Below are 26,430 nucleotides of genomic sequence, written 5' to 3'. Positions count from 1 at the left end.
ACCAGAAAGTTCCGGTTTACAGCACGGAGTCGTCTGTGCTGGAATCAGCGCCCTAAATCACACATTTATCGGATGGCCTGGCAACAATGATACAAGCGCCGCAATTCGCAAGCCAGGTTCTGGACTGGTACCAAAAATACGGGCGCAAAACCCTGCCGTGGCAAATCGAAAAAACGCCTTATAAAGTATGGCTGTCTGAGGTGATGTTGCAACAAACGCAGGTTGCGACCGTGATTCCTTATTTTGAGCGCTTTATGTCGCGCTTCCCGACGGTCACCGATCTCGCTAACGCACCGCTTGATGAAGTCCTTCATCTTTGGACCGGCCTGGGTTATTACGCCCGCGCTCGTAACCTGCATAAAGCGGCACAGATAGTTGCTAATCAGCACGGTGGCGTATTCCCGGTAACGTTTGAAGAAGTCGCCGCACTCCCCGGCATTGGCCGCTCAACGGCTGGCGCAGTTCTCTCGCTCTCTCTTGGCAAACACTTCCCTATTCTGGATGGCAACGTAAAACGCGTGCTGGCCCGCTGCTACGCTGTTTCCGGCTGGCCGGGGAAAAAAGACGTTGAGAAGAAACTGTGGGATATAGCCGAACAAGTCACACCCGCACAGGGTGTGAGCCAATTCAACCAGGCAATCATGGATTTGGGCGCGATGGTGTGTACGCGTTCGAAACCGAAATGTGAGCTTTGCCCGGTCAATAATATTTGCCTGGCTTATGCCAACAATAGCTGGGCCAGCTATCCGGGTAAAAAACCGAAAGTGACATTACCAGAGCGCACCGGCTATTTCCTGATGATGCAGCACCAGCAAAGTGTCCAGCTTGCCCAGCGCCCCGCCGTTGGTCTTTGGGGCGGTTTATACTGTTTCCCACAGTTCTCAACCGAAACCGAACTGCGTGACTGGTTGGCAGAACGTCAGATTCCAACCGATAATCTGACGCAATTAACCGCCTTCCGCCATACATTCAGCCATTTCCATCTGGATATTGTTCCCATTTGGCTGCCGGTGCTTTCGTTTAGCGGGTGCATGGATGAAGGAACCGCTCTCTGGTATAACTTAGCGCAGCCACCATCCGTAGGACTGGCCGCCCCTGTAGAGCGTTTGTTACAACAATTACACGCCGAGCCGGTGGTAATAAAACCCGCCCGAGCTGTTGAAGAGGATTAATAATGAGCAGAACTATTTTTTGTACTTACCTGCAACGTGACGCAGAAGGCCAGGATTTCCAACTCTATCCAGGGGAACTCGGCAAACGTATTTATAACGAGATCTCGAAAGAAGCATGGGCGTTGTGGCAGACCAAACAAACCATGCTGATCAACGAACGCAAAATGAGCATGATGAACCCGGAACACCGCAAAGAACTGGAAGTTGAAATGGTCAATTTCCTGTTCGAAGGTAAAGAAGTCCACATCGAAGGCTACACGCCGCCAGAAAAATAAAAACACAAGGGCCATCGGCCCTTTTGCAAATAACAACAAGCACAACGCATACACGGAACGATGAAAAAATTTCTCGCGCTAGCTCTGGTTGTCCCATTGCTCATCTCTTGTTCGAGCAAAAAAGATGATTCCTATAACGAAGCTTTTGTTAAGGACACCAATGGTTTCGATATTTTGATGGGGCAATTTGCCCATAACATCGAAAATATCTGGGGTATGAAGGAGGTATTAATTGCGGGTCCTAAAGATTACGTAAAATATACTGACCAATATCTGACCCGTAGCCATATCAACTTTGACGACGGTACGATAACCATTGAAACCATTGCCGGCACCGATCCTGCAGCGCATTTACGTCAGGCGATCATCACCACGCTTTTGATGGGCGACGATCCGGGCTCCATCGATCTTTATTCCGATGCCAACGATGTGCTGATTTCAAAAGAGCCGTTCCTGTATGGCCAGGTGGTGGATAACACCGGCCAGCCCATTCGCTGGCAGGGCCGCGCCGCAAAATTTGCTGATTACCTGCTGCAAACGCGCCTGAAAAGCCGCAGCACCGGGCTTAAAATTGTTTATAGCGTGACGATTAACCTGGTGCCAAACCACCTTGATAAGCGTGCGCATAAATATATCGGCATGGTACGTAAAGCCTCGAAGAAATACGGTGTTGATGAATCATTGATTCTGGCAATTATGCAGACAGAATCGAGCTTCAACCCTTACGCCGTCAGCCATGCCGACGCGCTCGGCCTGATGCAGGTTGTGCAGCACAGTGCAGGCGTCGATGTCTTTAAATCGCAAGGAAAATGGGGCAAACCAAGCCGCAGCTATCTGTTTGATCCAGAAAGTAATATCGATACCGGTACCGCTTATCTGGCCATCTTGCAAGACAGTTATCTGAGCGGTATTGATAACCCAACCTCACGTCGCTATGCGGTGATCACGGCCTATAACGGCGGGGCGGGCAGCGTGCTACGCGTGTTCAACAACGATAAGAACCGCGCCTACAGCATTATTAACAGTATGACGCCAGGGGATGTGTACCAAACGCTGACCACTCGTCACCCTTCTGCGGAATCGCGCCACTATCTCTACAAAGTGAATACTGCGCAGAAGAGTTATCGTCGCCGCTAATCATCTGTTTGTTGTATCTCCGGGCAGCTCTGGAGATACAACATCCCTTCCGCTTTTCTCGCCCGGCACGCAAAAAATGCAAGACCCATCACTATTTTCGAATGCAATTTGAAGATGTTTTCATTTATTTGTTGAATGTAACAAAATTTAGCCTGCAGCACTGCTAATGTTACGATAACAACATATCCAAGCAGATATGTTAAAAAACTAACATTCGATATTAATTCCTGCGAGGAAATTTCCATGAACCTAAAGCTGCAGCTGAAAATACTGTCGTTTCTGCAGTTCTGCCTATGGGGAAGTTGGTTAACCACACTCGGCTCCTATATGTTCGTCACCCTCAAGTTTGATGGCGCAGCCATTGGCGCGGTGTACAGTTCATTAGGTATTGCTGCGGTATTTATGCCCACGCTACTGGGCATCATTGCGGACAAATGGATTAGTGCGCGTTGGTTATATGCGGCTTGTCATCTGGTCGGTGCTATCACTTTATATTTCGCAGCCCAGGTGACGACACCAAGCGCGATGTTCATCGTGATTCTCCTCAACTCACTGGCCTACATGCCAACCCTTGGGCTGGTAAATACCATCTCTTACTATCGCTTGCAGTCAGCAGGGATGGATATTGTTAGCGATTTCCCACCAATTCGTATCTGGGGAACCATTGGTTTTATCTTCGCCATGTGGGGAGTGAGCTTCTCAGGTTTCGAATTAAGCCACATGCAACTTTATATCGGCGCAACGCTGTCGTTGGTATTAGCGTTGTTCACGTTGACCCTGGCCCCGATTCCGGTTGCCAATACTCAGAAAAATCAAAGCTGGAGTTCGATGTTAGGGCTGGATGCCTTTGCACTGTTCAAAAATAAGCGTATGGCGATTTTCTTTATCTTCTCCATGCTGTTAGGTGCCGAGCTGCAAATCACCAATATGTTTGGCAACACCTTCCTGCACAGCTTCGATAAAGATCCGATGTTCGCAAGCAGCTTTATTGTTGAACATGCTTCGGTACTGATGTCCATTTCGCAGATCTCTGAAACGGTATTTATCCTGACGATTCCATTCTTCCTAATCCGCTACGGCATCAAGAACGTGATGCTTATCAGTATCGTGGCGTGGATGCTGCGTTTCGGCCTGTTTGCCTTTGGCGACCCAACGCCAATGGGCACCGTGTTACTGGTTCTGTCGATGATCGTCTACGGCTGCGCCTTCGACTTCTTCAATATTTCTGGTTCAGTGTTTGTTGAAAAAGAGGTGAAACCAGAAATCCGCGCCAGCGCACAGGGCATGTTCCTGATGATGACTAACGGCTTTGGTTGCATTCTGGGCGGGATTGTTAGCGGTAAGGTGGTTGAGCACTACACCACGGCAGGTATCACCGACTGGCAGACCGTATGGCTAATTTTCGCGGGTTACTCACTGGTGCTGGCCTTCGCCTTCGTTGCACTCTTCAAATATAAACACGTCAGAACACCAGCCTCTGCTCAGCCGGTGGCCTGATAGCCTCTATTCCCCGTATCAGAATGATACGGGGAATTTTTTATCACGCTTTAACCATGTAACCGTAAAGCCGCTTAATCCCATCCGCATCCGTTTCGCTATAAACACCCTGTAATTCTGGCGAGAAGCCCGGCAGCATATTCACGCCCTCTTCCAGCGCAAGGAAATAACGCAGCGCGGCACTTCCCCACACTTCGCCGGGAACCACGCACAGCACGCCTGGTGGATACGGCAGCGCCCCTTCAGCCGCGATACGCCCTTCTGATTCGCTCAGGCGCACCAGTTCCACATTGCCGCGAATAAACTCGCTGTGGGCATCCTGTGGGTTCATCGCAACCGCAGGCAAGCTGGATTTGCGGAACATCGCTTTTTGCAGATCCTTAATTTCAAAACTGACGTAAAGATCGTGCATTTCCTGGCAAAGCTGACGCAGCGTGTAGCCTTTGTAACGTTGCGAATATTTCTGATAGATCGTCGGCAGCACGTTTGCCAGCGGCGTATCGTCTTCAATATGCTGCTCAAATTGCGCCAGCATCGCGACCAGATGCGCCATTTTATCGGTGCTTTCAGCAGGCGTGAGCAGGAACAGAATCGAGTTAAGATCCGCTTTCTCCGGAACAATCCCGTTTTCACGCAGGTAATTTGCGAGGATCGCCGCAGGCACGCCAAATTCGGTGTACTTACCGGTTTGCGGATCGATCCCCGGCGTAGTCAGCAGAAGTTTGCAGGGATCCACAAAGTATTCATCCTGCGCATAGCCATCAAAACCATGCCATTTTTCGCCCGGCTCAAAACTAAAGAAACGGCGCTCCTGCGCGATTGCCGTTGTCGGATGATCCTGCCACGGCCTGCCCGCAATCACAGGGGGAATAAACGGTTTGATCATCTTACAGTTGGCGATGATCGCTTTGCGCGCTTCGATCCCTTCCGCCACGCACTCGGCCCATAAACGGCGGCCACTCTCTCCTTCATGGATTTTCGCATTCACATCAAGGGCGGCAAACAGCGGGTAGAACGGGCTGGTAGACGCATGCAGCATAAACGCATTGTTCAGGCGCTTGTGTGGGCAGAAACGTGCCTGGCCGCGAATATGATTATCTTTTTTGTGGATCTGAGAAGTCTGCGAGAACCCCGCCTGCTGCTTGTGCACCGATTGGGTGACAAAAATCCCCGGATCGTTTTCATTAAGATCCAGCAGCAACGGCGAACAGTCGGCCATCATCGGAATAAACTGCTCATAACCGACCCAAGCGGAATCAAACAAAATGTAATCGCAAAGATGGCCGATGTTATCCACCACCTGACGGGCGTTATAAACCGTGCCGTCGTAGGTACCAAGCTGGATAATGGCCAGACGGAAGGGGCGTTTTTCCTCAGCACGTTCCGGGGCCACTTCTGCAATCAACTCGCGCAGATACTTTTCATCGAAGCAATGCGCATCAATCCCGCCGATAAAGCCAAACGGATTGCGAGCAGCTTCGAGATACACCGGCGTCGCCCCCGCCTGAATCAACGCGCCATGATGGTTTGATTTATGGTTGTTACGGTCAAACAGCACCAAATCGCCGCGAGTCAGCAACGCATTGGTCACCACTTTATTCGCCGCCGATGTGCCATTTAATACGAAGTAGGTTTTATCCGCGTTAAAGACTTTGGCTGCGAATTTTTGCGCATGCTTTGCTGAACCTTCATGGATCAACAAATCACCGAGTTTAACGTCCGCATTGCACATGTCGGCGCGAAAAACATTCTCACCGAAGAAATCATAGAACTGGCGGCCTGCCGGATGTTTTTTGAAAAACTCACCGTGTTGATGACCAGGGCAGGCAAACGTGCTGTTTTCCATCGCGACATATTTTGTCAGGGTGTCAAAAAACGGTGGCAGCAACTGTTCTTCGTAAAGATTCGCTGCGGTTTCCAGCTCCAGATAATCCTGCGCTTTACCCGTTATCAGCCCCGTGATGCCTTCTTGCTCGTCTGACCAGTCATCAGCCGCCAAAAATACCGGAATAGAAAACCCGGTGCGTTTAAGCAACGCCAGGATACCGCTGCGGCTATCTGCCACGGAAAGAACGACGGCGGCGATGTCGGTGAAGTCCGTGCTATCAAGCGCGACCACTTCGCGATGGGTTTCAAGGTTGGCAACCACATCAAGGCTTGCGGCAATTTTCAAAGATTTCATAAGCACAAATCCCAGAGTTCAAGGATGAGTGAGTGCCATGTGGCACAGCAAAGGGAGCATTCCCCGGCGAATGTGTCTTGATGGTCTGAAGGATAATTCCCACTCCGACCGCCAGACATCAGTAAAACCAGGCATCACCTGATTTTACTGTTGTCCTGCAGTGAGCGTGCGTTGCCCTCACCGCATGGTGGGCAAGAGGCTTCGGGATACGGCTGAAAGGTGAACGAGCGCCATCGAGAGATGTTGGTGAAAATTGACTGTAAACATCAATAAGCGCCCCGTTGCGGATGTACGAAATTTCGCGCAATCATGGCACCGAATGACCGAGGGTTCAAGCCAGGGTTGCCACACAGAGCACATTATTCGTGCAAACGCACTGCTTATTAATACAAAACCGTTGACGCCAAACAGCCTTTACGGTTTAATGCGCCCCGTTGCCCGGATAGCTCAGTCGGTAGAGCAGGGGATTGAAAATCCCCGTGTCCTTGGTTCGATTCCGAGTCCGGGCACCATATTTTTGTCTTGGGATTTCTCAATAAGTCCGAAGACATATAAAAATCAGTAAGTTAAAGATGCCCGATGATATCACCGAATATCAACGGGCTTTTTGACATCCAGAGTTTTTGGGGGCTTAATTGGGGGCCTGTTGGTTCGATAAACTCTGGAGCCCCCGCCATGCCACTCACCGATACCGCCATCCGTAATGCCAAACCGCTTAATAAGCCCTATAAACTCAGCGATGCACAGGGTCTATACCTGTTGATTAAGCCCAATGGATCTAAACTCTGGCAACTCAAGTACCGCTTTGGCGGTAAAGAGAAGAAGCTGGCGTTTGGCGCATACCCGACCGTTAACGCTGGCAAATGCGCGTAAGCTGCGTGAAGAAGCTCGCGCTATACTCAGTGCGGAACGATCCGGGGGTGAAAAAGCAGCAGGAGAAGCAGGCAAAGAAAAGCGGCAATACGTTTGAAGAGGTTGCCCGCAAGTGGCTGGCAGGTAATATCCGATGGACGGAGCATCACGCGGCGAAGATCCTGCGCTCGCTGGAGCTCCATGTATTCCCGCTGATTGGCAGGATCCCCGTTGCCGACCTGAAAACCGCCGATCTGCTAATTCCGCTACGGGTGACAGAGAGAAAAGGTAATCTGGAGACAGCTGCACGAATTCAGCAGCGTACTACAGCAATCATGCGCTACGCAGTGCAGGAGAGCCTGATCGCCAGCAACCCGGCCAATGATCTTGCCGGAGCCATCGCGCCGCCATCGAAAAACCACTATCCCGCCCTGCCGCTGGAAAAAATACCGGAGTTACAGGAACGGCTGGAAGGCTATTCTGGCAGGCTGTTAACCCGTCTGGCAGTACAACTTAATTTGCTAATCTTTATCCGCTCCAGCGAACTACGCTTTGCCCGCTGGACGGAGATCGATCTGAATGGAGCAATGTGGACTATCCCCGCCGAGCGTGACCCCATCCCGGGCGTGCGTTATTCAGAGCGTGGCGCGAAGATGAAAACGCCGCATCTGGTGCCATTGTCAAAGCAAGCAGTAACTGTGCTGAAACAGCTAAAACTGCTGTCCGGTAACAGCGAGTTGTTGTTTCCCGGCGACCACGACCCGCGCAAGCCAATGAGCGAAAACACCATCAATAAAGCGCTGCGAGTGATGGGCTATGATACGAAGGTGGATGTCTGCGGCCACGGTTTCCGCACGATGGCCTGTAGTGCGCTGATCGAGTCCGGGCGCTGGTCAAAAGATGCCGTGGAGCGGCAAATGAGCCATCAGGAGCGTAACAACGTGCGCGCTGCGTATATCCACAAGGCGGAGCACCTTGACGAGCGCACACAAATGATGCAGTGGTGGTCGGACTATCTCGACGCCTGTCGGCAGAAATTTGTTGCGCCATATCGGTATGACAGGCAGGTTCAGGTGGCCTGAGCCATTCAGCAAGTCAGCCGGAAAGCAGATCTCAGCGGATCTGCTTTTTTATTTGCACCAGTGCCGAATCCGTTTAACTGCGCCAGTTCCAGCGTCTACACCCTATGGCCCTTTCCGGTCTGGCGCTGTTACCCTTAATATTCCTTTGCCCTTCCGCCTTTTGCTTTTCACGATTGCACCAGAACAGAAGATTGTTCATCCCCCCACGCCATACACCTGCGCCACATACCGTCCACGCCCGTCACCATGTCCCAGATCCATCGCCACCATCGCCAACGCTTCTTTCCTGCTGAATCCCTGCGCCAGATAGTGACGAATGGCATCCTGCGCCCACGCATAACGCAGCGAGTGCGGGGAATATGCGCCAGTTAAGCCCATTCGCGCCGCCTGATTGTGCCAGTAGTCCATCGCGCTTTTCAGATCCGGCTTATTAATTAACCGGTTATTATGGCTTTCTGCGACAGCTAACGCGTTATCCAGCGCTTTTCTGACTGCGCCAGTATCCAGAATTACCGTTTCGCGGGGCCGTCCGCCTTTGGTGCCGAAAATCACGGTTAGGCGCGTATCGCCACGCTCAACGGCCTGTTGCCACGTTTTCAGTGATTGCACGCTTTGCACTGCTTCCTGAGAATGTAGCCCCATCAGCCGCGCCAGTTCCAGTACTGCCGCCAGTCCCGGATCTTTCGCCCGGGCCGTTTCCAGCACATGGCGGTAGTGATCCGGTATGATGGCCTGCCGTGTACCGTTGCGGGATGCGCCGGAAAGCCCTAGCGATTTATTGGTCAGCCGCTCATGCTCCGCAATCTGTTTACGTCCGGCCTGTTGCAGTACGGCACGTAACGCCGCCATTTCATTCTGTAGCGTGCGTTTGCCGATCCCCTGCGCCAGTCTTTCATAAATGTAGCTTTCAATGTGACGAACCTTAATCTGCGTTACCCGCTGGATCTGGACGTTCAGCGCCCGTAAATGGTGGTCGAAACGCTGCACGATGTGGATACGGTCGTTCACCGTTTTGTGGCTGCCGCCGCAGTGCTTCGCCAGCACCTTCATTTCATTGCCTAACTTGCCCATATTCTTCTCTCACGATTTGCGAACACAAACAGTCTCCGGCGTATGCTTTTTGGCTGCGCCAGAACGATACCTTCACGCCGAAGTGGCCGCTTGTTGAGGTATAGGGAGTTTCAGCCAGTACGCTGTACGGACTGCCTGCGCGGGCAGGAATTCTCCGGGGCATCCTGCCCCCCTCGGTATCGATCTTTTTCTCCTCTTTCTTGCTGACAGCGGCCCTCAAAAGGCGTGTCAGATCCGGGAATGAGCACCAGAGTCCTGAAAACAAAGGCATGGCGCGGTGTGATGGTTGTGCGTCACTTTGTCGCTTTACGCAACGAAAGTGACGCACTGGTCGGGTGCAGTGCTCAAAAGATCGTGGATTCTGGTGCAGATTTACGGTCACGCGGCAGCAAATGCCTGACGGCAAATGCAGCCGCAGCCCGCAAAGTAAAAGGCGCCGATGTGGCAGCAGGTGCAGTGGGTACCGGAATGTTTCCGGCGCAGGGCAGCATTGACCAGAGATCTGGCGCAGATAAAAAACACAGACAATCAGCACGTATAGATGAGCCGGAAAATCGTGAGATTTCCGGTCGAATGGAAACATAGCCAGTTAACTGGCGCAGTGAAAAGATGTAGCGTGTATAACTCTCAACCTCTGCCGCAGTATCTGCGGCCCGGCATTTTTGCAGAGGCCCTGCCGGTAAAATGGCAACCATCTCCTGATGAGTCAGGCGCTTCTTTCAGGTCATGAAGCTTTGGGTGCTGTCGACGACAGCGTAGGGCAGGGAGGAGATTACACCCGGTTGCCACGGATGAAAAGGGGAAGCCTTTTTTCTGCAAATTGAGTTGTTTGTGGATTTTTTCGCAATGTTATGGATGCCGGACTGCCGCGCTTCGCTTGCTTTCTCCCGATCTTCCGCCAGCAAATGCTGGCAAAAGATCGGGAGAGTCTGTTTTGCTTTAGCGGAATTCAGGCTTGCGGTAGCGGGAAGGCCAGATTTGCTCTGGCGTAACGCCCAGCGCGTCGGCAATCAGCCTTTCACCTTTGGGCCAGTGGCGATACAGGGCGTTTCCCAGCGTGGAGGACGCCAGCCCTGAGTTGCGTGAGACAGCGGAAAGCGATGTTCCGTGCTTTTTCAGCGCCGCGATAATGTCGGCGGAATGCCAGTCTTTATTATCTTCCATATTTAGATCTCCTTGTAATGACATCCATCAATAATCCTATTTTGGGATATTTTTGTACATAGTTGATATTCGATTTTGGGATATTAATCATGGTTAGAAAAATGGCCTCTATTTATTCAGCCGAATATCAGTCAGTTATAAAGGCACTTCGTGAAGCGCGTATAAACAAAGGGATCACACAGGAAAGTCTGGCTAAGGCATTGGATCGCCCGCAGTCATTCGTTGCCAAGTTTGAAAACGGCGAAAGAAGACTGGATGTGGTGGAATTTGTGCATATCGCATGCTTGTTATCTCTTGATCCAACCATTGCCGTTAAAGAACTAGCAAGGAAACAGATACGCAGAGATATCAAAGAATAAAAAATGGCGTATCATTTAGCTTTTTCAAATGTACGTCATATCGCTTCACCATCAAAATGATGCAGATAGTGAGACGAAGAAAGTGTACTAACCTCATTCTGTTGATTTGATATGAAGGCCAGATCCCCAGCTAGAAGGGGATGCCAAAGATCGGGGGTATGTTATAGTTAGTCATGAAAAATGATCTTTGTATTGTTGCTATTGGTGTAATGTGGAAAAAGTGAATATTCGTAACCCTAAACAGAAGACAACTGGTGGGGATAACATTGCTTGGTATAGCTATTATGCTGGATTTTCCAGTGATTTTGTAAACTCCATAATTGATGGTTTGCAAATGCCTTGTACTAGCATAATTCTAGACCCATGGAATGGGTCAGGGACAACCACATTAGCAGCTTCCTTAAGAGGAATATCGTCGATAGGTATAGACCTTAATCCTGCTATGTGTGTGGTTGCAAAATCACGAATAGCAACTCACTTCGACATTAATACGGCTGAAAAGAAAGTAAAATATGCTAGAGTGACATCTTTCAAAAATACACTAACTAATGATGATTACCTGCTCAATTGGTTTGAATACCCCGTTGCTAGCTATATTCGCTATTTAGCAAACTACATTTACGGAAGACAAAGCAAATTAATTTCAGACAAAATTAATGAGCTAAGTGTTCATCAATGTATCTCATATTTAGCATTATTCAAAACTGTACGAGGGCTATTACATTCATTTAAGAGCTCTAATCCAACATGGATAAAGAAAAAAAATGATCTCGGAAGAGTCGATGTATTAAATGCTTCTTTAAAAAGTATTTTTATACATAATATTAAAGAATTCTACAATCATTGTAATGTACGTAAAAATGAAATAGAACCTATTCTATTACACGGTAATTCAAAAAAAATGATGATTGATGATAATAGCATTGATTATGTTATTACATCTCCACCTTATTGTACCCGACTTGACTATGGTATCGCTACATCCCCAGAACTAGCTGTCTTATTAGGTGATACTATTGAGATAGATATGATTAGGCGTGCATTGACTGGCCGAACTACAATAGATCGGAATTTAGACACATCGGAAATTTTTTTCCCAAAAGTAATATTGGATTTTTTGAAAAGTGTTAAGGCACATAGTTCCAGAGCCTCAGACACTTATTATTACAAAAATTTATTACAATATTTTAATGATATTAAAATCTCATTAAATGAGATATCTAGGGTAGTAAAAAAAACCGGTTTTTTTATATGTGTTGTTCAAGATTCATTTTATAAAGATATTTACTGCGATTTACCTAAAATGATGATTTCTCTGGCTGAATATTATGGATTTAGTTTAAACTCACAGATTCACTTTGAGTCCAGGACTAATATGGCAAATATAAATACCATTTCTAAAAACTACAGAAAAAATACACATGCGACGGAGTCAGTTTTAGTCTTTACAAAGGATAAATAGAATGACGATTGAAAATATTTTAGAAGAAATTGAAACAAAAATAGATAAAGTGCACACTCAGAGTTTAGATTTATCTTTTAATGAGTTATTAGATATGTTTAAAAATCATGAGCTAGATATCAGCCCAGATTATCAACGGTTATTTAGATGGACTGTTGGTGCAAGGTCGAGATTTATCGAGTCATTAATCTTAGAAATGCCCGTCCCTCCTATATATGTTGTAGAGACCGATGACGGTGTATATCAATTAATCGATGGTCTTCAACGCTTCTCATCATATTTACACCTTAGGGGAGAGTTGGTCGCAGAACATATGAACCCGCCAATAAAAAAAGGTGATGCTTTAGAGTTAGCAGATTGCGATATCGTAAAAGGTTTAAATGGATTAACATTTGAATCATTGCCGATGGCATTAAAAATAAAGTTAAAAAGGGCATTTGTTCGTGTTGAAGTTGTAAGGAAGGGAAGTGATAATAAACTTAAATATCATATGTTTAAACGGCTCAACACTGGAGGTGAGCCATTAACAGAACAACAAATTAGAAATTGTACTATACGTATGTTAAACCCTCAATTTAACGATTTTATAAGCCAAATGTCTCAGAATGCAGATTTTCAAAACTGTATAAAAAACATCTCTGATGTTCAGAGATATGGCTCATATGATATTGAATTGGTTTTACGATATTTTGCGCTAAAAAATTACAGATCAGAATTTAAACATGATGTAGCTGACTTCATGACTGAATATATGGAAGGAGTGTCAGATGGCTCTCTCTATTTTGATTATGAGAGCAATAAAATTAATTTCGAAAAAGTATTTTTCATTCTTAACAAAGCACATAAAAATAAAATCTTTGCCCGGATAGGCAAAGAGAATAACTTACAAAATAATTTCAATATATACCACTTTGAATCAATTACTATGGGAATACAAGACATAATTGATTTGATTGATATAAAAGAAGATGGAAATATTCAAAAGGTTAAAGATTCAGTAATTAAATTAAAAAATGATGAAAACTTTAAAGCGGAAACTACAGGTGGTGGTAAAAACTCTACAGGTTTATTAAGAAAAAGAATTGAGCTAGCTCAACAATTCTTTTTAGGAGTCATACAATGACAGTTGATGAATTTTTATCTGAGGTGGAAGTTGAAAGATTAATTAGAGAGGAGGAAATTCGCAAGTTAAATAATTTGATAAAGACATTAGAGAACAAAGCCGGAGAAAACGAATTAAGACGTGCAACTATTTGCATGCTATATGCACATATTGAAGGTTTTGTTAAATTCACTTTTTGTTTATATATCAATGCATTAAATAAAATGGAACTGCAATGTAACCAAGTGAAACCAATACTAGCTGCTGCAGTTTTTTATAAAGATTTTAAGCAATTAATTAACCCTGACCACAAAAGTCGTTTTTTCAAGAAATCATTACCAGAGGATTCACATCTCCACCGAATATTCAGACATGAAGAGTTTTTTGAAAAAATAGAAGATTTTTATAAAGAAAAAATAGTTATCGAAGATGGATATCTTAATACAGATAGTAATGTAGGTAGAGAGATAATTGAAAAACTGCTATATCAAGTCGGTTTACCTCATAAGGCTTTAGGTGAAGTGATCGGCCCACTGTCTAAACTAAAAAATAAAAGAAATGATATTTCTCATGGTGTTGATAGATCGGTAATTCAGACTAGTGATTATGAAGAGTATTATTCATGTACACTAGGAATAATGAATAATATATCCAGAGTCCTTTTCAAGGCCTATAGAGAAAAAGCCTTTTTAAAAGCTCAATAATATTTTAATTTAAGCTTGTTTAGGTATAAACATAGGGTGCCATTGCTGAAAAAGACAAAGGCATCCAATCAATGGGCTTCGGCGATCTTATGTTGCTAATGACTAAAGATCTTAAAAGCGAATCTGATGTCAACCTACCTTGCCAACATCACAAATCAGGAATAAACCCCTCCTCCCGTAGAACCTTAATCACTCCACGAATCAGATACGAATTAGAAAACTTCGCCGTATAGCTACGAGCCCCCTCTTCTACTGGCTGAAGCAGCCCGCGCTCAATCAGCTTACCAAGCTGATAAGTCACCTGCGTCGGTTTCAGATCGGGCAAAACAGCACGTAGATCGCCTGCTTTTATCGTACCCAACTCAACAGAACGTTTCAGCACCTTCGATTCCAGCGGGTTTATCAGCCCTCTCTCCGACGAAAAATCGATCGCCGGATACAGGATCTTCTCACTCAGGAAATAGTGGTTTGTCAGTTGATCGACTTTCTTCAGCTCAGATGAGATCCCCGAAAGCACATATAAGCACCATTCTTCCAGCCCCTGCTCCGTTCCCTTATCAGCTAACGACAGCATGGCGTAATAGCGTTCACGATCGTTACAGAATACAGCTGTTGGATTGAGAACCCGGCCACCTGCCTGAACATTAAAACCATACTTGATAAGCAACGCATAGGTCAGCAATCTGACCGTTCTGCCATTACCGTTGCCAAAGGGGTGTATCCAGCCAAAGCGATGATGCACCAGTGCAATCTTCATCAGATCGTACTTTGGCTTATCGGCACGGTTAATAAAGGTGGTCAGTTCCGCCATATAATCAGCAACGTGAATGTGGTCCGGCGGTAAATGGTCTGACTGAGCAATGCTGACGTTATGTTGTCGATATGCACCGGGCGTTCTGTCGCCCTCCTGTTGCAGCCCGGCTACCGCCAGACTATGCAACTCGCGGATGAAGTATTCCGTTATGTCATCGCCATTGTTCAGATATTCATCGATGAACTCCATCGCGGCTTCAATATTGTTGATTTCTTTGAGCTGGTCCGTCGAACTTTGCGTTCCTTCAACCTTGCTTTCAACATAGTCGGCAAGCGTGGTGTGGTTTCCCTCAATCCTTGCAGAACCAAGACTCTCCAGCATGTGGAAAACAGCCTTCAGTTGCGCAAACAGGATAGGGTGAACGTCAGTTTCGAGCCGCAAGTGTCGGAGCAACTCCAGCTCCGTCAGCGCGTCGACCAAAGGGGAGTCAAAGCTGGGGTTCAAAAGCGAAAGTTCAAAGTGATTAAATTGAGCCATGATGTTTAGTTATCTCAACTGGTGCATGACGGTATCTCAAAATTATAGCAAAAATACTAATAGAATCTATAAATTAGAAATGTCACCGTTTCATATTATCTCAAAAATCGTTGTTCAGGCATATCAAATGTATGTCCGAAAGATGTTCAGCGCGAAGGGGAATGGGGCTTTGCCTGCATAGCGCAGCATGGATTTTTTAGCGCCGCTATGTGTGGACCTCTGGTCATTATATGTGGACCTGACTCCACACATAACGAAGCCCTATTCACTAAACACCGATTTCTCGTGATAACTATCACAAAAACAAAGCGATTATTTCTGGGGGCCTTCGTGGGGGCGCTGTTTATAAGAAATACCAACAAAACCAATGATAAACAGAGCATTAGGCGTGGATATGATTCCGAGTCCGGCACCACTATTTAAAGAAACCAGCCTACGGGCTGGTTTTTTGCTTTCTGAGATACGGACTCTACATTTTTAAAACCGATGTATTTTACCGCTCCACGCATTTAACACTCTTGTGGGCTATATATTTGAAGGGTTCATTTCAGGAATTTCCTTCATGATGCGGCTAACGATGATCCTGCTTGGCGTTGATTTTCTGCGTTCTCACTGGCGCGGGCTGCGCCGTTTCGGCTGGGTGACGCTGATTGCTGGTGTAGTTATTTTTATTGATGCGTTAGATGGCTCACTGTTCTTTCCAATCGAACCTTTCGCCTGCTTGCTGATGCTTGAAGGCAGCGCAACGCTTATGGTCGCGCATAGCGGCATGGGCGGCCAGCGTGTGCTGCGTTACGTAAAAGGTAGCGCTTTCACCCTCGCCGCGTTACTGATTCTGTTCGGTCATCAGGACGGTGACTTTGTGCTGGCAATGATCTTCGGCATGTTGTTTTTATTCGATGGTTCACTGCAAATTGCTTCTGCGGTGGTAGTGCGTTATCGCCGCTGGCGGCCTGCACTATGGGGCGGAATCGTTGAAATTGCGCTGGCAATATTCTTCTTCCAGCCATGGCCTTCGAACTATGCAGGCACCGTTCCATATTGTCTTGGATTAGGCCTCGCATTTGCGGGCTGGAACATGTTTATTCTCGCTAATCGTATTAAACGAGCCGCTGAAAACCCTGGGCTTAAAGGCGCGGTCTTTATGGAAGAAGTCGATATCGAGCCGCCTGAGGTTGTGGAGTGGGACGGCCCACCCGCCGATGATGAACAAGCGCTGACGGTTCACGTCTGGACTCCCGTCGGCTCAGCGCCCGGCGAAGCCATTCCCCGCCCGGTCATTAGCCGTTATATCGCCGCCGTTGATAGTAACGGCGTTATCTCAACCGGCCATGCCGCGCTCGAATCGCCCGGAGGCGTTTACATCAGCCTTTATCCCGCTGAGCTCATTGATCAGTCGCCAGATGAATTTGCTCGCCTATTACGCGCCACGCCAGAAAATAATGTTCCTGGAATATTTCAGCACGATTATGCGACCGAGTCGGCAAAATGGTGCCCATCCACAAGAAAAGTTCGTATCCGTAATTACAGTGAAGCTCGTCTCAAAGCTTTCTGGGAGAAGTATCGACAAAATGAATCTTATAATTTGACCTACAGAAACTGTTCGAGCAGCGTCGCACGCGCGTTAGAAGCGGCACTTGAGGGTTCGGTAGGCAGATTATGGCGCAAACGTGGATTCTGGATGGCGATGGGAAAATTAATGTCGACGCCAGAATTATGGGTCGCTTTACAGATCCGCAAGCGAGCGGAAACCATGGCCTGGACACCAGGCCTGGTGTTGGATTATGCCCGCGCGCTGAGCATGCTGGCCGATCCACGCCCCACCGGGTGGTTCAATACCAGCAGGCGGGCGTTGAAAAAGATGTTTAAACGCCGTGTCGCGTGGGAGAGAGGCAAAAGCGGTGAGGAAGTTACTGAGGATTAGTCTTGAAACTGACCTCATCCATGAGGTGTTCATCACTTAACCGATTTTATCGGCGCAATTAAGCAGGCCGATAATATCACCATCACAATCGCGAAAATAAACACTGCACTATAGCTGGTCGTAACACTTAAAATAAAAGCACCTAATGGCGTAACGATCATTTGCGGGCATTTATTAGCGATATTTAATACGCCCATATCTTTTCCTGCGTTTGCACCCTTTTCAGGTAACACTTGCGTCATCAATGCCATATCTATCGACATATAGCATCCGTATCCCAAACCTATGATGCCCGCCATAATCAGCATGGATATTTCATTTTGCATTAGCAGTGGGAAGAGATAAGCGGAAGCCATTATAATTGAGGAAATAATAACAAACGGCTTTCTCACCTGGAATTTATCAGAGAGGTAGCCCGACACAACGGCTGAAATTATAAGTGACACTAACTGAATACTCGCCATAACCCCAATGAGTACATTGGAATCGGTTTTCGACAAATTAATATAATCACGCAGAATATAGAGCTGATAATTGACTATCAGTTGGTAGCCCAAAAACATGACAAACCGCCCCGCAAATGCCCAGCCAAAATCAGGGTATTTTTTTGGGCTGACCCAGAATTGGGTAAAGAATTTTTTCCATACCAAGGGTTCGCGAGGCATGTCTTCACTGCTTTGCTCACGGTTCATTAAACAAGAAGCGAGTGAAACGATAAAGATCCCGATGGCAAAGAAATAGAATCCAGAAGCTAAATCGCGATTCGCAATCCAGCCGCCAAATATAATCCCTAATGTGCCCCCTCCTGTTTGGGCTGCACCGATAAATCCGGATGCAACCCCACGGCGTTTTTCTTCAACTCTATCCGGCAACGATGCTGAAAGCGGCCCCTGCGCCATATTTAAAGCTACAGCTGCGATAACCCAAAAGATTGTGAGCCCTATAATTGTGGTTTGGTGCGCCACCATGGCAAGCGCCATACCGCCGATAAACGTCCCTCCGATAATCCAGGGCGTTCGGCGGCCAAACCGCGAACGTGTTCTATCAGAAAGTGCGCCAGCTAAAGGCTGATCAAAGAAGGTAAACACTGATACCAGGGTCATAATGATCGCCAGCGCAGCAACTTTATCTCCGCCAGTGGCATCTGTTATTTGTTGTACCTGATTGGGTAAAAATACTGATATAACAGCATTATAGAGAGCCAGCAAAAACATAAAATTTGTCGACAACGAGACAAGAAATTTTATGTAGCCTTTTTTATTTAGGCTATCGGTGTCTACGGAATCATAATTTTTCGTGGGTGTGGGGGCGACTTTATCAGACATTTTACCTTCCTCTCAGCACGTTGTATTTCCATAAGCTTTTATAATTTATCCCGGCACCGTAACCCATCCCTCACGGCGATAAGTTACTGTAGAACCCATTGCGAAATACCGTGATAGATATAATTCCACACGGTATGGATAAAATTCTCATGTCAAAAAACTTGTGAGAGATGTCAAAGACTCGAGTCGTTTTCAGCCCAATACCTTTACACGACGCGCCGTTTCATAGTGCTCCACCCAATAGTTATTCGCCAGGGATGACATCGTCACCCCCATGCTGGTGGACGCATGGATAAACTTATTATCTCCGATATAAACCCCGACGTGACGTTTACCTGGCGATGTCTTAAAGAAGACTAAATCACCCGGCCTGAGTTCATCTTTGCTAACTTGTTTCCCATTCTCTATTTGCTGGGAAGTGGTTCTTGGTAAATCTTTGTGGAATGAGTCGCTAAAAATATGCTGCATCAGCGCAGAGCAATCCACACCAGCGTGCGTCGTTCCGCCCCAGTGATAGCGCGTTCCTTTCCAGCTAGAAAACTGCGTTAATATGGCAGATCTGACATCATTTGATTTATTGCTTTTTTCAGCAGGGATATATTTTGCTTTTTCGGCGAACACATCTTTTTTAGCAAGAGATTGTGTTCCTAATGATGCAAATTCCTTTGGTAAATTAAAAGCAAAGGAATTGGCACTAATAACTAAGGGAACAATAAGGCATGACAGGGTAATCATTTTTTTAAAACGAGGCATAAGTAATTTCTTTCATTTGCAGGCGAAACATCATTACTGAACCTTCAGCAATGGGACAATCAACTCCTTTTGGGTGAGCAAATAATATGCTTTGGATGCTTTTTAGCCAGCAGTTAATCGATCCATTTTTAGACTTTGATTTTTTTAAGTTAAAAAACAGCCTGCTACTGGATCGATCAGTGAGAAGCAAGGATTTATACGTTGGCGATATCGACTTCTGGGCGTTGATAATGCGGCCATACCAGCGCGACCAGCGCAGGATAAGCATCGTGACTGAACTCGTCATAGCACTGGCGCAAATTCAGCACTTCAATGTCAGCAAACGGGACTTTTTCCCCGTCGGCACAGCGCTTTCTGAGATTATCGTAATAGCGATAAATAGCAGAGTGCAAATCACTGCACCGCCGCTGAGCGTTAAACAGCGCAGGGTCGGCACTGAGTTCTTCAATACGCATACGTTTAATCGTGGCATGATTAAAATCTACATATTCATGGCTAACCCGCCAATAATAACCTGGGGTAACCTTCGACATTAACTTTGCAAAATAATCTTCACGTTCGTCACTTTCAGATAAATTTAATTTAGGGGAAACTAAAGCGGCTAATTTCACTTTGGGACGCGACATTTCGCGCATCAATATCAATACGACGCACAGTAATAACAGTATTAATACGATAGAATAAAAGACGCTTTGCATGGGAACTCCTGTTTTTTTTATAGTAATTTTGAGGCAAAATATTGTCAACGCATTGCCTGCCGTCCATCTAATTTATTGTTTTGATATAAAAGGATATCTCTCATGCTGCCCAACACTCTGGTGCCAGTTCCCTTCGCTTTCTCACAGCCTGATATTGATAGCCCAGAAGAACATAGCGCCTTAACGCGGGATATTCAGGATAATCTGTTAGTTCTGGAGAAAACGATTCTGAGCACCAACCACTATGCCGGGCAGGCAAAAAATACCCTTCTTGAAGAAAACGATTGGCATTTAAAAGAACGTCTGTTTTGTGTGGTAAAAATCGAGGCATTAGTGACGGTATTAAACGAGTTGATCGAGAAAGAAAAGGTCTCGCCTGCCGATATGCAAATGCTCATCGAAGATAAAAAATTTATGATAAGTGAACATTCCCAGCAGATTTGGATTAACCAGTTAACTCAGGAAAAAAGCTGGCCACTATTTTATTCTCTACATGAGCCATTGTTATGACAGATACCCATCAACCCGATAATGAAAATACACTATTACGCGAAAACATTGCGGCATTAGTACAGATTAAACATGAAAATATTTCCCGCTGCACGCAAGGGCAAATCAACATTACCTCAGCGGTAGTCGAACAAAAATGGCATAACCGCCACCAAATTTACCCTTATCGCGTAAAAGAAGAAATTTATGGTGTCGTGCTCAGCGAAATACTTTCTCAGCAGCCCCAGATAAAAAATGAAATGCTCGCACGCCTGGAAGCGGTTTATCAAAACCTCAAAAACGATGAAGCGCAGACGCTGTCACGCACGCGGGCGTTGCTGGAAAATAGCTATAAAACACCTCATTTGTAATGATGCTAAATAGTACGCTCAAGTTTGCCCGTCATAAGCGGGCAACCCTCGCCTTCAGTAATAATTTCAGTCACATCCGTTCGCTCGCCGATCCGCACCTCGCTCACGCGATCGAACTTGCTCTTATCGATCAACAGCAATGACTGCGCCGCTCGCTTGAGCAACTGCGTTTTATATTCGGCATTCCAGCTACGGGTATCCCATAACGTCCCGTTGCTATCTACTCCCTCGCAGGAAAACAGGAATAGATCGATCTCCAGTGTCCTGAGATGCGCGGCCAGTGGCGCATTGATATAACAAGCATATTTACGCTCAAGAAAACCGCCGGTGCTAATCAACTGGATATGTTCACGCTTCGCTAATTCATGGCAAACACGTTCGCTATTGGTAAAAACGGTGAGAGGAATATCGGGCAGTAAACGCGCCAGATACCAGCAGGTCGAACTGGCATCAAGGGCGATAACCATTTCCGGTACAATCCAGGCGAGCGCACGGTGAGCGATATCCGCTTTGCTATTGAGATGGCTTTTGAGGCGCGCAGTAAAGGGATCGCCGCTCTCATTGGCATCCCGATTAATGCGCTTTGCCCGCCCATGCTGACGAACAATTTTTCCCTGCTTTTGCAGCACGCGCAGATCGCGTCGCACCGTTTCCTGACTCACCTCTAACAAGTGAGCCAGGTGCTGTGTCGTCAGATAATTGTACTGCTCGACCAGTTTAACCAGTTCCTCATGGCGTACATTTTTCATTGTCTCGTCTCCCGGCATTGCTCGGATAGTAGGCGGTGATAAGCATGGTTAACAAGTTGTTAACGTGTTTTGCCTGCTCTCTTGTGATAACGATCGCGGAACTTAGCGGTTCCATGACTTCGGGGGTGATACACAGGATGGAGTACGGCCAGACGCAGAAATGAAAAACGGCCCGTCAGGTAAACTAACAGGCCGCTTCGGAATGAGTATGAAAGTATTCAGGTTAATGTCGGGTGGGTCCGACCTACAGATGAATCAATCAATTACTGAGTTTTGGTGACTTCCTGCCCCACCAGACCAATCTTCAAATACCCTGCCTGATGCAGCGTATCCATCACACTCATCATCGTTTCATAATCAACGGATTTATCAGCGCGGAAGAAAATCGTGGTGTCTTTCTTGCCTTCGGTCGCGGCCATCAGAGCGTTGATCATGCTCTCTTTAGTGACTTCATCATTGCCAATAAACATGGTGTGATCGGCTTTGACAGAAAGATAGATCGGTTTTTCCGGACGCGGCTGCGGCTGGCTTGAAGACGCAGGCAGATTAACCTTCACGTCTACGGTGGCAAGCGGCGCGGCGACCATAAAGATAATCAGCAGAACCAACATGACATCGATAAACGGTGTCACGTTAATTTCATGCATTTCACCGTTATCATCGAGATTTTCGTTTAGACGCAAAGCCATGGGATCAACCTACACGCAGTTTCTGAGCCGTACGAACCGGGCGAGCCTGGGAGCTGGCTTCTAAATCCAGGTCACGGCTTTGCAGCAACAGAACCTGAGCCGCAACGTCACCTAAAGAGGCTTTGTAGCCGCCAATCACGCGGGCAAACACGTTGTAGATAACCACAGCAGGAATCGCCGCAACCAGGCCGATAGCCGTTGCCAGCAAGGCTTCTGCAATACCCGGTGCCACTACAGCAAGGTTAGTGGTTTGCGACTGCGCAATACCAATAAAGCTGTTCATGATGCCCCAGACGGTACCAAACAGACCGACAAACGGTGAAATTGCCCCGATTGTGGCAAGAAAACCGTTACCGCGTCCCATGTGACGGCCTATCGCCGCAACGCGACGCTCAAGGCGGAAACCGGTACGCTCTTTAATACCTTCGTTATCTTCGCTGCCGGTGGAAAGCTCCAGCTCGTTTTGTGCTTCGTTAATAAGCATTGAGCTAAGGCTTTTCGCATCAAACGCTTCGGCCATTTCACTGGCTTCATTCAGAGAGCGGGCATTAGCCAGTTGCTGCTGTTCGCGCTTGAGACGACGCTTTTGCGACATCAGCTCAACGCTTTTGCTAAAGAAGATTGCCCATGTGACGACAGAGGCCAGCATCAGGCCGATCATCACAATTTTTACCACGATGTCGGCATGGTGATACATGCCCCAGACAGAGAGGTCTGTCTGCATCAAATTATTCGTCACTCTTACTCTCCACCACGAAATAATACAAAAACTGTGCGCAATAATATCAAAACGACATCGAATTGATAGTAGTTCTCATTAGTATTTAAAGAGTGCCTGAAATTGTCTATGCATTCCTTGCGCTTACGCAGCAAAAGCATGATAAGTTAGATTTAGACATCCAGATGGTTAAACAGGGTAAAGTGAAGATGAGTACAAAGCACATTGAAACAGCGCTGGTTAATGCCGGGCGCGATAAAAAATTCACCCAGGGTTCGGTTAACAGCGTGATTCAACGCGCATCTTCACTGGTTTTCGAAACCGTCGAAGCCAAAAAACAGGCGACGGCGAACCGGGCTAAAGGCGAACTGTTTTATGGCCGCCGCGGCACCCTCACCCATTTCGCCTTACAGGAAGCGATGTGCGAGCTGGAAGGCGGTGCGGGCTGCGCACTTTATCCTTGCGGCGCCGCAGCGGTTGCCAATACGATCCTGGCGTTTGTCGAACAGGGCGATAACGTGCTAGTAACCGGCAGCGCGTACGAACCCACCCAGGATTTCTGCACAAAAATCCTCGCTAAACTCGGTGTCACCACAACCTGGTTTGATCCCATGATTGGCACGGGAATCGCCGAGCTCGTGAAACCCAATACTAAAGTCGTATTTCTGGAATCGCCTGGCTCAATCACAATGGAAGTACATGACGTTCCAGCCATTGTTCAGGCGGTACGCCGCGTTGCCCCAGAAGCCATCATCATGATTGATAACACCTGGGCGGCGGGCATTTTATTTAAAGCGCTAGATTTCGGCATCGATATTTCCATTCAGGCAGGCACTAAATACCTGATTGGTCATTCAGATGCGATGGTCGGCACGGCGGTGTCGAATGCCCGTTGCTGGGATCAGTTACGTGAAAATTCATATTTGATGGGGCAAATGCTTGATGCCGATACCGCCTATATGACCAGCAGAGGATTGCGGACATTAGGTGTGCGTTTACGTCAACATCATGAAAGCAGTCTGAAAGTTGCCGAATGGCTGGCGCAGCACCCGCAGGTAGAACGCGTGAACCATCCCGCGTTGCCGGGCAGCAAGGGCCATGAATTCTGGAAACGAGACTTTACAGGTAGCAGCGGTCTGTTCTCATTTGTGCTGAAAAAACGTTTAGATAGTGAGCAATACAAAAACTATCTGGATCATTTCCACTATTTCAGTATGGCCTATTCCTGGGGAGGCTATGAATCGCTTATCCTAGCCAACCAGCCGGAAGAGCTCGCTGAAATCCGCCCGGCAGGCGGAATCGACTTCACCGGAACGCTGGTCCGCGTACACATTGGCCTGGAAAATGTGGACGATTTGATTGCCGATCTCGACGCAGGTTTCCAGAGGATCGCCTAAAATTGCCAGAAGTGGACACCTGAAAGGACAATTTTTGCGATTTCATGATGATTTGTTGAGCCTGCGATCAAGTTGTCGCAGGTTGTTTGGCGTTACACTGTATTCTTAATAAGTGTGTTTTAAAAAAAGCATGTTTTCAAAAAGTATGTCTCCAGAACTAAGGTGCGCCTAAGCGTGCATCTTTAGATTCGGGCATGCCCAATTTTGCGGTTCCACAGGATTTGCCATGGCTGTTATACATAATATCGTTCAGGCGCTCTGGCAACATGACTTTGCTGCACTCGCGGACCCTCATGTTGTTGGCGTGGTTTATTGCGTCATGTTTGCGACGCTGTTTCTTGAAAACGGATTACTGCCCGCCTCGTTTCTGCCTGGCGACAGTTTGCTCTTGCTCGCAGGCGCGCTGGTAGCAAAAGGGGTCATGGATTTTGTCCCGACAATGATTATTTTAACCTCTGCGGCAAGCCTGGGTTGCTGGCTGAGCTACGCCCAGGGCCGCTGGCTCGGTAATACCCACATCGTGAAAGGCTGGCTCAAACAGCTACCGCCGCAATATCATCAACGTGCGACCGTGATGTTCGACCGACACGGTTTATTCGCGCTGTTGGCCGGGCGTTTTCTGGCATTTGTTCGCACGCTATTGCCAACGATGGCGGGGATTTCTGGCCTCAGCAATCGTCGTTTTCAGGTGTTTAACTGGTTAAGCGGGCTGCTGTGGGTAGGAAGCGTGACCAGCCTGGGTTATGCCCTGAGCATGATTCCGTTTGTGAAACGCCATGAAGATCAGGTGATGACCTGTCTGATGATTCTGCCAATGGTGCTGCTGGTTGCAGGCCTGGTGGGAACGCTGTTTGTCGTTCTCAAAAAAAGATTTAACCCCGCATAAAAATTTACAGGGTGGAAAAGCCTGGCTTATCCACCCTTTCAGCGCTATCAAATCACGCGCATCCGCGCAGCATCTTCCCCCGGTGTCACACCAAAATAGCGTTTAAATTCGCGGCTAAACTGCGATGCGCTTTCATAGCCGACGCGAATGGCGGCGGTACTGGCTTTCATTCCATCATGCAAAATCAGCATGCGCGCTTTATGCAGGCGATAGCTCTTGAGATATTGCAGCGGCGATGTACTGGTCACAGACTTAAAGTTATGGTGAAACGCCGAGACGCTCATATTCGCTTCCGCAGCCAGTTGGTCCACCGACAAATTCTCGGTGTACTGAGTTTCTATGCGGCGCAGAACGCGGCTAATCAGGCTGAAATGCGTCTGGCGGCTCACCAGCGCCAGCAGTGCTGCCCCGCATGACCCCACCAGAATGTGATAGAGAATCTCGCGGATAATCTGTTTGCCCAAAATACGCGCGTCGAGCGGGTGTTCCAGCACATCAAGTAAACGCTCGGCGGCGCAGAGAATCTCTTCGGAAAGTTCAGCGGAATTAATGCCGGTTGAGCAGGTTTGCGGGTGCGATAAATCATCCTCGCCGATGTCCATCAACAAGTCCTGAAGCTGCAAAATATCAATATTGATGCGCACGCCTGCGAGCGGGACTTCAGGTGTGGCAAAGGTTTCGCACTCAAACGGCAGCGGAACGGTCAGCAATAGATATTCATTAGCATCGTAGCGAAAAACGCGATCGTTCAGATAACCCGTTTTATGGCCTGAGAAGAGAATAATGATGCCAGGCTCATACATTACCGGCGTACGAGCATAGGGTTGAGTGCCATACAGTAAAGTGACGTTTGGCAGCGAGCCAAGCCCACTCTTTTCTTTTTGTATCAAATGATTAATTTTACTGGTTAACTGCTGGCAAATCGCTTTCCGCTTCATTTTTCCCACGCTCTGCAAGGTTTTTCTGACGATGACAGTGTGCCTCTAATTTTGTCATTTCTCCAGCGAGCTGTAGGAATAGGCAAGACAAAGGCAGGAATATGCATTGAGAGATCCCCCTCGCAAGCCGACAATGGCTACCA

The 26,430-nt window shown here is 47.3% G+C and carries 25 protein-coding genes, 1 tRNA gene and 1 pseudogene; 16 read left to right on the top strand and 11 right to left on the bottom strand.

What is annotated here, in order from left to right; translation table 11 throughout:
* Positions 1–89: 89 nt before the first annotated feature.
* The 4 genes from mutY (at position 90) to AB1E22_RS12930 (ending at position 4,081) form a co-directional block, all read left to right on the top strand.
* Positions 90–1,172: an A/G-specific adenine glycosylase gene (mutY, locus tag AB1E22_RS12945; protein WP_367597372.1), complete on the top strand. Its 1,083-nt coding sequence runs from the start codon at positions 90–92 to the stop codon at positions 1,170–1,172.
* Positions 1,173–1,174: 2 nt separating this feature from the next.
* A complete protein-coding gene (locus AB1E22_RS12940) occupies positions 1,175–1,447 on the top strand; it encodes an oxidative damage protection protein (RefSeq protein ID WP_367595663.1) in 273 nt (90 codons plus the stop codon).
* Positions 1,448–1,507: 60 nt separating this feature from the next.
* The gene (gene mltC / locus AB1E22_RS12935; RefSeq protein WP_367595662.1) at positions 1,508–2,584 is read left to right on the top strand and encodes a membrane-bound lytic murein transglycosylase MltC; all 1,077 of its coding nucleotides are present in this window, start codon (positions 1,508–1,510) and stop codon (positions 2,582–2,584) included.
* 243 nt (positions 2,585–2,827) lie between these two features.
* Positions 2,828–4,081: a nucleoside permease gene (locus tag AB1E22_RS12930; protein ID WP_367595661.1), complete on the top strand. Its 1,254-nt coding sequence runs from the start codon at positions 2,828–2,830 to the stop codon at positions 4,079–4,081.
* A gap of 43 nt (positions 4,082–4,124) precedes the next feature.
* Here AB1E22_RS12930 and AB1E22_RS12925 read toward each other — a convergent pair whose 3' ends face one another.
* A complete protein-coding gene (locus tag AB1E22_RS12925; RefSeq protein ID WP_367595660.1) occupies positions 4,125–6,263 on the bottom strand; it encodes an ornithine decarboxylase in 2,139 nt (712 codons plus the stop codon).
* 436 nt (positions 6,264–6,699) lie between these two features.
* Between AB1E22_RS12925 and AB1E22_RS12920 the strand changes: the two genes are divergently transcribed.
* Positions 6,700–6,775: transfer RNA gene (locus AB1E22_RS12920), tRNA-Phe, on the top strand.
* A 163-nt stretch (positions 6,776–6,938) separates the two neighbouring features.
* Positions 6,939–8,197: pseudogene (locus tag AB1E22_RS12915) on the top strand (tyrosine-type recombinase/integrase).
* A gap of 195 nt (positions 8,198–8,392) precedes the next feature.
* Here the strand turns inward: AB1E22_RS12915 and AB1E22_RS12910 are convergent.
* Complete coding sequence (locus tag AB1E22_RS12910) at positions 8,393–9,268, bottom strand: integrase domain-containing protein (RefSeq protein ID WP_367595659.1); 876 nt, start codon at positions 9,266–9,268, stop codon at positions 8,393–8,395.
* Positions 9,269–9,508: 240 nt separating this feature from the next.
* Between AB1E22_RS12910 and AB1E22_RS12905 the strand changes: the two genes are divergently transcribed.
* Positions 9,509–9,853 carry a hypothetical protein gene (locus AB1E22_RS12905; protein ID WP_367595658.1) on the top strand — a complete coding sequence of 115 codons (345 nt, stop codon included), beginning with the start codon at positions 9,509–9,511 and terminating at the stop codon, positions 9,851–9,853.
* A gap of 354 nt (positions 9,854–10,207) precedes the next feature.
* On the opposite strand, the gene AB1E22_RS12900 is transcribed toward AB1E22_RS12905, so the two are convergent.
* Positions 10,208–10,432: a helix-turn-helix domain-containing protein gene (locus AB1E22_RS12900; protein ID WP_367595657.1), complete on the bottom strand. Its 225-nt coding sequence runs from the start codon at positions 10,430–10,432 to the stop codon at positions 10,208–10,210.
* A 101-nt stretch (positions 10,433–10,533) separates the two neighbouring features.
* On the opposite strand from AB1E22_RS12900, the gene AB1E22_RS12895 reads away from it, so the two are divergent.
* The 4 genes from AB1E22_RS12895 (at position 10,534) to AB1E22_RS12880 (ending at position 14,059) form a co-directional block, all read left to right on the top strand.
* Positions 10,534–10,791: a helix-turn-helix domain-containing protein gene (locus tag AB1E22_RS12895; RefSeq protein WP_367597371.1), complete on the top strand. Its 258-nt coding sequence runs from the start codon at positions 10,534–10,536 to the stop codon at positions 10,789–10,791.
* A gap of 220 nt (positions 10,792–11,011) precedes the next feature.
* Positions 11,012–12,253 (top strand): DNA methyltransferase, encoded by a 1,242-nt coding sequence (locus AB1E22_RS12890; protein WP_367595656.1) that lies wholly within the window; start codon positions 11,012–11,014, stop codon positions 12,251–12,253.
* A gap of 1 nt (position 12,254) precedes the next feature.
* Positions 12,255–13,376, top strand: coding sequence for a DUF262 domain-containing protein (locus AB1E22_RS12885; RefSeq protein WP_367595655.1), 1,122 nt, complete (start codon positions 12,255–12,257; stop codon positions 13,374–13,376).
* Positions 13,373–14,059, top strand: coding sequence for an MAE_28990/MAE_18760 family HEPN-like nuclease (locus tag AB1E22_RS12880; protein WP_367595654.1), 687 nt, complete (start codon positions 13,373–13,375; stop codon positions 14,057–14,059). The genes AB1E22_RS12885 and AB1E22_RS12880 overlap by 4 nt, the downstream gene beginning before the upstream one ends.
* 148 nt (positions 14,060–14,207) lie before the next feature.
* Here AB1E22_RS12880 and AB1E22_RS12875 read toward each other — a convergent pair whose 3' ends face one another.
* Entirely contained in the window at positions 14,208–15,350 is a 1,143-nt protein-coding gene (locus AB1E22_RS12875) for a Fic family protein (protein WP_367595653.1), read from the bottom strand.
* Between the two features lie 562 nt (positions 15,351–15,912).
* Here AB1E22_RS12875 and AB1E22_RS12870 point away from each other — a divergent pair.
* A complete protein-coding gene (locus tag AB1E22_RS12870; protein WP_367595652.1) occupies positions 15,913–17,274 on the top strand; it encodes an HdeD family acid-resistance protein in 1,362 nt (453 codons plus the stop codon).
* Between the two features lie 32 nt (positions 17,275–17,306).
* Here the strand turns inward: AB1E22_RS12870 and AB1E22_RS12865 are convergent, their stop codons facing one another.
* The 3 genes from AB1E22_RS12865 to AB1E22_RS12855 all read right to left on the bottom strand — a co-directional run bounded on the left by AB1E22_RS12865 (position 17,307) and on the right by AB1E22_RS12855 (position 20,050).
* Positions 17,307–18,599 (bottom strand): MFS transporter, encoded by a 1,293-nt coding sequence (locus AB1E22_RS12865; protein ID WP_367595651.1) that lies wholly within the window; start codon positions 18,597–18,599, stop codon positions 17,307–17,309.
* Between the two features lie 192 nt (positions 18,600–18,791).
* Positions 18,792–19,352, bottom strand: coding sequence for an NlpC/P60 family protein (locus tag AB1E22_RS12860; protein WP_367595650.1), 561 nt, complete (start codon positions 19,350–19,352; stop codon positions 18,792–18,794).
* A gap of 194 nt (positions 19,353–19,546) precedes the next feature.
* The gene (locus AB1E22_RS12855; RefSeq protein ID WP_367595649.1) at positions 19,547–20,050 is read right to left on the bottom strand and encodes an ESA_00282 family adhesion-associated protein; all 504 of its coding nucleotides are present in this window, start codon (positions 20,048–20,050) and stop codon (positions 19,547–19,549) included.
* Positions 20,051–20,152: 102 nt separating this feature from the next.
* Here AB1E22_RS12855 and AB1E22_RS12850 point away from each other — a divergent pair, with 102 nt between their 5' ends.
* Positions 20,153–20,560 carry a hypothetical protein gene (locus AB1E22_RS12850; RefSeq protein ID WP_367595648.1) on the top strand — a complete coding sequence of 136 codons (408 nt, stop codon included), beginning with the start codon at positions 20,153–20,155 and terminating at the stop codon, positions 20,558–20,560.
* The gene (locus tag AB1E22_RS12845; RefSeq protein ID WP_367595647.1) at positions 20,557–20,910 is read left to right on the top strand and encodes a cytoplasmic protein; all 354 of its coding nucleotides are present in this window, start codon (positions 20,557–20,559) and stop codon (positions 20,908–20,910) included. The genes AB1E22_RS12850 and AB1E22_RS12845 overlap by 4 nt, the downstream gene beginning before the upstream one ends.
* Before the next feature lie 5 nt (positions 20,911–20,915).
* Here the strand turns inward: AB1E22_RS12845 and fucR are convergent, their stop codons facing one another.
* From fucR to exbB, 3 genes are all read right to left on the bottom strand, one after another.
* The gene (gene fucR / locus AB1E22_RS12840; RefSeq protein WP_367595646.1) at positions 20,916–21,659 is read right to left on the bottom strand and encodes an L-fucose operon activator; all 744 of its coding nucleotides are present in this window, start codon (positions 21,657–21,659) and stop codon (positions 20,916–20,918) included.
* 263 nt (positions 21,660–21,922) lie between these two features.
* A complete protein-coding gene (exbD, locus tag AB1E22_RS12835) occupies positions 21,923–22,348 on the bottom strand; it encodes a TonB system transport protein ExbD (RefSeq protein WP_367595645.1) in 426 nt (141 codons plus the stop codon).
* A gap of 4 nt (positions 22,349–22,352) precedes the next feature.
* A complete protein-coding gene (gene exbB / locus AB1E22_RS12830; protein WP_367595644.1) occupies positions 22,353–23,087 on the bottom strand; it encodes a tol-pal system-associated acyl-CoA thioesterase in 735 nt (244 codons plus the stop codon).
* Between the two features lie 164 nt (positions 23,088–23,251).
* On the opposite strand from exbB, the gene metC reads away from it, so the two are divergent.
* Together metC and AB1E22_RS12820 are read left to right on the top strand one after the other, a co-directional pair.
* On the top strand, positions 23,252–24,463 hold the full coding sequence (gene metC, locus AB1E22_RS12825; RefSeq protein ID WP_437178416.1) for a cystathionine beta-lyase: 1,212 nt from the start codon (positions 23,252–23,254) through the stop codon (positions 24,461–24,463).
* 226 nt (positions 24,464–24,689) lie between these two features.
* Positions 24,690–25,349, top strand: a complete 660-nt coding sequence (locus AB1E22_RS12820; RefSeq protein ID WP_367595642.1) for a DedA family protein — start codon at positions 24,690–24,692, stop codon at positions 25,347–25,349.
* 47 nt (positions 25,350–25,396) lie between these two features.
* Here AB1E22_RS12820 and AB1E22_RS12815 read toward each other — a convergent pair whose 3' ends face one another.
* Positions 25,397–26,287 carry an AraC family transcriptional regulator gene (locus AB1E22_RS12815; protein ID WP_367595641.1) on the bottom strand — a complete coding sequence of 297 codons (891 nt, stop codon included), beginning with the start codon at positions 26,285–26,287 and terminating at the stop codon, positions 25,397–25,399.
* Between the last annotated feature and the right edge of the window lie 143 nt (positions 26,288–26,430).

The sequence above is a fragment of the Buttiauxella gaviniae genome (assembly GCF_040786275.1).
GTDB classification, from domain to species: Bacteria; Pseudomonadota; Gammaproteobacteria; order Enterobacterales; family Enterobacteriaceae; genus Buttiauxella; species Buttiauxella gaviniae_A.
This window is presented reverse-complemented; position numbering and strand designations above follow the sequence as displayed.